General features: G+C 65.7%; 7 protein-coding genes and 1 pseudogene. All 8 read left to right on the top strand.

Features of this window, described 5'->3' with window-relative positions; all coding sequences use genetic code 11:
* The first annotated feature begins 18 nt into the window (after window positions 1-18).
* Window positions 19-972 carry an ABC transporter ATP-binding protein gene (locus tag AC1DS3_RS32305; RefSeq protein WP_441637839.1) on the top strand — a complete coding sequence of 318 codons (954 nt, stop codon included), beginning with the start codon at window positions 19-21 and terminating at the stop codon, window positions 970-972.
* A 56-nt stretch (window positions 973-1028) separates the two neighbouring features.
* Window positions 1029-1799: an ABC transporter permease gene (locus AC1DS3_RS32300; RefSeq protein WP_416050396.1), complete on the top strand. Its 771-nt coding sequence runs from the start codon at window positions 1029-1031 to the stop codon at window positions 1797-1799.
* A gap of 85 nt (window positions 1800-1884) precedes the next feature.
* The gene (locus AC1DS3_RS32295) at window positions 1885-2142 is read left to right on the top strand and encodes a BolA family protein (RefSeq protein ID WP_043352389.1); all 258 of its coding nucleotides are present in this window, start codon (window positions 1885-1887) and stop codon (window positions 2140-2142) included.
* Between the two features lie 210 nt (window positions 2143-2352).
* The gene (murA, locus tag AC1DS3_RS32290; RefSeq protein WP_477128754.1) at window positions 2353-3603 is read left to right on the top strand and encodes a UDP-N-acetylglucosamine 1-carboxyvinyltransferase; all 1251 of its coding nucleotides are present in this window, start codon (window positions 2353-2355) and stop codon (window positions 3601-3603) included.
* Window positions 3604-3629: 26 nt separating this feature from the next.
* Window positions 3630-4292, top strand: coding sequence for an ATP phosphoribosyltransferase (hisG, locus tag AC1DS3_RS32285; protein ID WP_477128753.1), 663 nt, complete (start codon window positions 3630-3632; stop codon window positions 4290-4292).
* 33 nt (window positions 4293-4325) lie between these two features.
* A complete protein-coding gene (gene hisD / locus AC1DS3_RS32280; protein WP_477128752.1) occupies window positions 4326-5663 on the top strand; it encodes a histidinol dehydrogenase in 1338 nt (445 codons plus the stop codon).
* Between the two features lie 87 nt (window positions 5664-5750).
* Window positions 5751-6851, top strand: a complete 1101-nt coding sequence (gene hisC / locus AC1DS3_RS32275) for a histidinol-phosphate transaminase (protein WP_441637833.1) — start codon at window positions 5751-5753, stop codon at window positions 6849-6851.
* Between the two features lie 4 nt (window positions 6852-6855).
* A pseudogene (locus AC1DS3_RS32270) lies at window positions 6856-7062 on the top strand (imidazoleglycerol-phosphate dehydratase); the annotation flags it as partial.

Here is a 7062-nt window from a genome sequence, read left to right as displayed (position 1 = left end):
GCCAAACAGTATCCGGCCATGAAAGCCATCGAACTCAAAGACGTTCGCAAGCGCTACCGCAATCTGCAGGCGCTCAAGGGCGTCAGCTTCACCGTCGAGCGAGGAGAATTCTTCGGCCTGCTCGGCCCCAACGGTGCAGGCAAGACCACGCTGATCTCCATCCTGGCGGGCCTGAACCGTGCCGATTCCGGCAGCGTCAGTGTGCTCGGCCACGACGTGGTGGCCGATTACCGGCTGGCGCGGCGCATGTTGGGCGTGGTGCCGCAGGAACTGGTCTTCGATCCCTTCTTCACGGTGCGCGAGACGCTGCGCCTGCAGTCCGGCTACTTCGGCCTGACCCGCAATGACGACTGGATCGACGAGATCATGGCCAACCTCGATCTCACCAACAAGGCCGACGCCAACATGCGCCAGCTCTCCGGCGGCATGAAGCGCCGCGTGCTGGTGGCCCAGGCGCTGGTGCACCGGCCGCCGGTCATCGTGCTCGACGAGCCCACCGCCGGGGTTGACGTGGAGTTGCGCCAAACGCTGTGGAAGTTCATTTCGCGCCTGAATCGCGAGGGCCACACCATCATCCTGACCACGCACTACCTGGAAGAGGCCGAGGCGCTGTGTGACCGCATCGCCATGCTCAAGTTCGGCGAGGTGGTGGCGCTGGACCGCACCAGCAACCTGCTGAGCCAGTTCGCCGGGCTGCAGCTGGCGCTGACATTTTCCCGTGGTACCTTGCCGGCCACGCTTGAGCCGCTGCGCATGCCTTCCTCCAACCCGGGCGAACGCGCGGTGCGGCTGCGGCTGTCGGGCTACCCGGCGGTGGAGCCGATCCTGGCCGCCTGCCGCGAGGCCGGCTGCGAGATCGAAGACATGGAAATCAACAAGGCAGACCTGGAGGACGTGTTCGTGCAGATCATGCGGCGCGAAGGCCATATGCCTGGCGCGCTGCCGGATACGGCGATAGGGGCTGCAGCATGAAGATGCCGACCGAATTCGACGCTACGCGAGACGCCATCAACACCCACCTTGCGCCGATGGCGGTGGGAGGGCTGGTAGGCTTTCGCACGCTGCTCTACAAGGAAGTGCTGCGTTTCTGGAAGGTCAGCTTCCAGACCGTGGCGGCGCCGGTGCTCACCGCGATCCTGTACCTGTTGATCTTCGGCCACGTGCTTGAGAACCGGGTGAAGGTGTACGACCAGATCAGCTATACCGCGTTCTTGGTGCCGGGGCTGGTGATGATGAGCGTGCTGCAGAACGCCTTCGCCAATAGTTCGTCGTCGCTGATCCAGTCCAAAATCACCGGCAACCTGGTGTTCATCATGCTGCCGCCGCTGTCGCACTGGGAAATGTTCGGCGCCTATGTGGTGGCGTCCATCGTGCGCGGCCTGGCCGTGGGCCTGGGCGTGTTGCTGGTGACGGCCTGGTTCGCCAACCTGCATTTCGCCAACATTGCGTGGATCCTGGTGTTTGCCGTGCTGGGGGCGGCGATCCTTGGCACGCTGGGGCTGATCGCCGGGATCTGGGCCGAGAAATTCGACCAGCTCGCGGCCTTCCAGAACTTCCTGATCATGCCGGCCACCTTCTTGTCCGGCGTGTTTTATTCGATCCACTCGCTGCCTCCTTTCTGGCAGGCGGTGTCGCACGCCAATCCGTTCTTCTACATGATCGACGGCTTCCGCTATGGCTTTTTTGGCGTCTCCGACGTGGCGCCGGCCTTCAGCCTCGCAGTCGTGGGTACGGCCTTCGTGGTGCTTGCCACGGTCGCGCTGCAGCTGCTCAAGAGCGGCTACAAGCTGCGCCACTGAACGCTACCCACAAGAAAAAGCAGAACGCCAAGAGCCCATCTATCTGGATCCGGAACCGCAAGCGAATCAACGCGAAAAGACCACCATGCTGCCTACACCCCAACAAGTCAGTGACTACATCGCCCAAGGGCTGTCCTGCGAACACCTGGAAGTGGAGGGCGACGGCCAGCACTTCTTTGCCACCATCGTCAGCGCCCAGTTTGACGGCAAGCGCCTGATCCAGCGGCACCAGCAGGTCTATGCCGCGCTGGGCGACCGCATGCGCGCCGAGATCCACGCCCTGTCGATGAAGACGCTGACGCCGGCCGAATGGCAGGCGCAGGCGGGCGAGGGCAAGCAGTAAGCTAAGCGCCGGAACAAGGCGGACTCGCACGAATAAATACGGACCAACAAGCTGGCCGCCCGACAGGCCGGACATGACAATCAGGGTCCGCGCCACGCGCGCGGCGGCCCACGGGTATCAGATGCTGCGGCGGCGCGCCTTGACGCACCGCCACGGACCGTAATGAAACATGCCGGACGCCAGCGGGCGGCCGGCCGGAATTGAAAGAACATGGACAAACTCGAGATCCAGGGCAATGGCCCGCTGCGAGGCGAGATCCGCGTATCCGGCGCCAAGAACGCCGCGCTGCCGATCCTGTGCGCGGGGCTGCTTAGCGCCGACACCATCTCGCTCGACAACGTTCCCAGGCTGCAGGACGTGGGTACCACGCTCAAGCTGCTGCGCCAGATGGGCATGAAGGCCGAGCAGGACGGCACGCGCGTGACGCTCAACGGCGCCGAAGTCAACTCGCCCGAGGCTCCCTACGAGCTGGTCAAGACCATGCGCGCATCCATCCTGGTGCTGGGTCCGCTGGTGGCACGCTTTGGCGAAGCGCGCGTATCGTTGCCCGGCGGCTGCGCCATTGGCGCGCGCCCGGTCGACCAGCACATCAAGGGCCTGCAGGCCATGGGCGCCGAGATCAGCATCGAGCACKGCTTCATCCATGCTCGCGCCAAGCGCCTGAAGGGCGCGCGCGTTGTGACCGACATGATCACCGTGACCGGCACCGAGAACCTGCTGATGGCCGCCACGCTGGCCGACGGCGAGACCGTGCTCGAGAACGCCGCGCGTGAGCCCGAAGTGACCGACCTGGCCAACCTGCTGGTCAAGATGGGGGCTCGCATCGAGGGCATCGGCACCGACCGTCTTGTCATCCAGGGCGTGGATCGCCTGCATGGCGCCAGCCATGCCGTGATCGCCGACCGCATCGAGGCCGGCACCTTCCTGTGCGCGGCCGCCGCGACGCTGGGCGATGTGGTGCTGCGCGGCGTGTCGCCGCACATCCTGGACACGGTGCTCGACAAGCTGCGCGAAGCCGGCGCCGCCATCGAGGCCGGCGAAGACTGGATCCGCCTGACGATGGCCCAGCGCCCGCAGTCGGTGAGCTTCCGTACCTCCGAATACCCGGCTTTCCCGACCGACATGCAGGCGCAGTTCATGGCGCTGAACAGTGTGGCCGGCGGCGTGGCCCGCATTACCGAAACGATCTTCGAGAACCGCTTCATGCACGTGCAGGAGCTGAGCCGGCTGGGTGCCGACATCACGGTCGAAGGCAATACCGCGGTGGTCACCGGCGTGCCCCGGCTGTCGGGCGCCAAGGTGATGGCGACCGACCTGCGCGCCTCCGCCAGCCTGGTGATCGCCGGCCTGGTGGCCGAGGGCGAAACCGTGATCGACCGCATCTATCACCTTGACCGTGGCTATGACCGCATGGAAGACAAGCTGTCGGCCGTGGGCGCCAAGATCCGCCGCATCGCCTGAGCGCACGAAAAGATAAAAGGACGCAGATGAGCCCCTCCCCGACCCAGTTGACGCTGGCCCTCTCCAAGGGCCGGATCTTCACCGAAACCATGCCGCTGCTCGAGGCGGCCGGCATCCATGTCACCGAGGATCCGGAAACCTCGCGCAAGCTGATCCTGCCCACCTCCGATCCGGACGTGCGCGTCATCATCGTGCGCGCCTCCGATGTGCCGACCTACGTGCAATACGGCGCGGCCGACTTCGGCGTGGCCGGCAAGGACGTGCTGATGGAACACGGTATGGCCGGGCTCTACGCGCCGATCGACCTGAATATCGCCAAATGCCGCATGTCGGTTGCGACCTCGGCGGGCTTCGACTACGCCAGCGCGGTGCGCCAGGGCGCGCGGCTGGCCGTGGCTACCAAATATGTGCAGACCGCGCGCGAGCACTTCGCCAAGAAGGGCGTGCACGTGGACCTGATCAAGCTGTACGGCTCGATGGAACTCGGGCCGCTGGTGGGCCTGGCCGACGCCATCGTCGACCYGGTCAGCACCGGCGGGACCTTGCGCGCCAACAACCTGGTCGAAGTGGAAGAGATCGTGCAGATATCGTCGCGCCTGGTGGTCAACCAGGCTGCCCTCAAACTCAAGCGTGAGCGGCTTGCCCCGATTCTCGACGCGTTTGAACGGGCCTCCGCCGCGCTGGCCTGAGGCCGCGCGCGAGAGAGCCTGGGGAATGGAGTCATGAACGAAAATTCTATGGAAAACCTCGAAATCCGCCGGCTGGATTCGACCGAGCAGGGCTTTGCCGCCGAGCTGCGCAAGGTGCTGGCGTTCGAAGCCGGTGAAGACGATGCCATCGATCGCGCCGTGGCGCAGATCCTTGCCGATGTGAAAGCACGCGGCGACGCCGCGGTGCTRGAGTACACGCAGCGYTTCGACCGCGTCGAWGCCRGCKCCATGRSCGCGCTGGARRTSTCGCCGGCCAAGCTCGARGCCGCGCTCGACGARCTCGAGCCCAARCGCCGCGCYGCSCTGGAAACCGCGGCGGCGCGCGTGCGCGCCTACCACGAGAAGCAGAAGATCGAGTGCGGCAGCCACAGCTGGGAATACACCGAGTCCGACGGCACCGTGCTGGGACAGAAGGTGACCCCGCTGGACCGCGTTGGCATCTATGTGCCGGGTGGCAAGGCGGCGTATCCGTCGTCCGTGCTGATGAACGCCATCCCCGCGCGCGTGGCCGGCGTCAAGGAAGTCATCATGGTCGTGCCTACGCCGGGCGGCGTGCGCAATGAACTGGTGCTGGCCGCGGCGCAGATCGCCGGCGTGGACCGCGTGTTCACCATTGGCGGCGCGCAGGCGGTTGGCGCGCTGGCTTACGGCACGGGCTCGCTGCCCCAGGTCGACAAGATCGTCGGCCCGGGCAACGCCTACGTGGCGGCGGCCAAGCGCCGCGTGTTCGGCACCGTCGGCATCGACATGATCGCCGGCCCGTCCGAGATCCTGGTGATCTGCGACGGCACCACCGATCCGGACTGGGTGGCGATGGACCTGTTCTCGCAGGCCGAGCACGATGAGCTCGCGCAATCCATCCTGCTGTGCCCGGACTCGAATTACCTGGCCCAGGTGGAAGAAAGCATCCACCGCCAGCTTGACTCCATGCCTCGCCGCGACGTCATCCGTGCTTCGCTGTCCGGGCGCGGCGCGCTGATCCGGGTACGCGACATGGACGAGGCCTGCGAGATCGCCAACGCGATCGCGCCGGAGCACCTGGAGATTTCTGCCGAGAACCCGCGCCACTGGGCCGAGAAGATCCGCCACGCCGGCGCGATCTTCCTGGGCCGCTATACCAGCGAGTCGCTGGGCGACTACTGTGCCGGGCCCAACCACGTGCTGCCGACCTCGCGCACCGCGCGTTTCTCGTCGCCGCTGGGCGTGTACGACTTCCAGAAGCGCTCCAGCCTGATCGAAGTGAGCGAGCAGGGCGCCCAGATGCTGGGCCAGATCGCCGCCGAGCTGGCCTACGGCGAGGGTTTGCAGGCCCACGCCCGCAGCGCCGAGTATCGCCTCAGGCGTAACTGAGGCATAGCGGCCGGGTTCCGGTTTTTTCGGCGCCCGGCCGGATTGCAGCAATCAGCACCGACAACCACCGACCAAAGAGGTAATCCAATGTCCGTAGTGCAAACTTCCCTGATCGAACGCATCATCCGTGACGACGTACGCGCCATGGGCGCCTACCATGTGCCGGATTCGCACGGTCTGGTGAAGCTGGACGCGATGGAGAACCCCTACCAGCTGCCCGACGCCCTGCGCGCCAAGCTGGCCGCGCGGCTGGCCGAGGTGGCGCTGAACCGTTATCCGGTGCCGAGCAGCGAAGTGCTGCGCGCGCGCCTGAAGATGGTCATGGACGTGCCCGCGGGCATGGACGTGCTGCTGGGCAACGGCTCGGACGAGATCATCAGCATGTTGTCGCTGGCCGCCGCCAAGCCGGGCGCCAAGGTGCTGGCACCGGTGCCGGGCTTCGTCATGTACGCCATGTCCGCCCAGTTTGCCGGGCTGGAATTCGTCGGCGTGCCGCTCAAGGCGGATTTCACGCTTGACCGGGCTGCCATGCTCGCGGCCATGGCAGAGCACCAGCCGACCATCATTTACCTGGCCTACCCCAACAATCCCACCGGCAACCTGTTCGATGCGGATGACATGGAAGCCATCGTGCGCGCCGCCCAGGGCGAGGCCTGCCAGAGCCTGGTGGTGGTCGACGAGGCCTATCAGCCATTCGCCCAGGACACCTGGATGCCGCGCCTGGCCGAGTTCGGCAACCTGCTGGTGATGCGTACCGTGTCCAAGCTGGGCCTGGCCGGCATCCGGCTGGGCTACCTGGCCGGCGCGCCGGCCTGGCTCTCGCAGATCGACAAGGTGCGCCCGCCGTACAACGTCAATGTGCTGACCGAAGCCACCGCGCTGTTCGTGCTGGAGCATGTCGACGTGCTGGACCAGCAGGCTGCACAACTGCGCGCCGAGCGCGCCACCGTGGCCAGCGCCCTGGCTGCCTTGCCGGGCGTGACGGTCTACCCGAGCGCCGCCAATTTCCTGCTGGTGCGCGTCGACGATTCCGCCCGTGTGTTCGACGGGGTGCTCGCGCGCAAGGTTTTGATCAAGAACGTGGGTAAAATGCACCCATTGCTGGCCAACTGTCTGCGCGTCACGGTCAGCACTCCCGAAGAGAACGCGCAATTTCTCGCTGCCTTCCAGGCGGCGTTGCAGGATTAACACCATGCGTGTTGCAGAGGTCACCCGCAATACTTCGGAAACGCAAATTCGCGTTTCGCTGAATCTCGATGGCACCGGCCGCCAGAAACTGGCGTCCGGCGTGCCGTTCCTCGACCACATGCTGGACCAGATCGCCCGCCATGGCATGTTCGACCTCGAGGTCGAAGCCAGCGGCGACACCCATATCGATGACCACCACACGGTGGAAGAC

Source organism: Cupriavidus sp. 01L46 (genome assembly GCF_056399905.1).
Note: the sequence above shows the minus strand (reverse complement) of the source record. Positions and strands in the feature narration are given on the sequence as shown.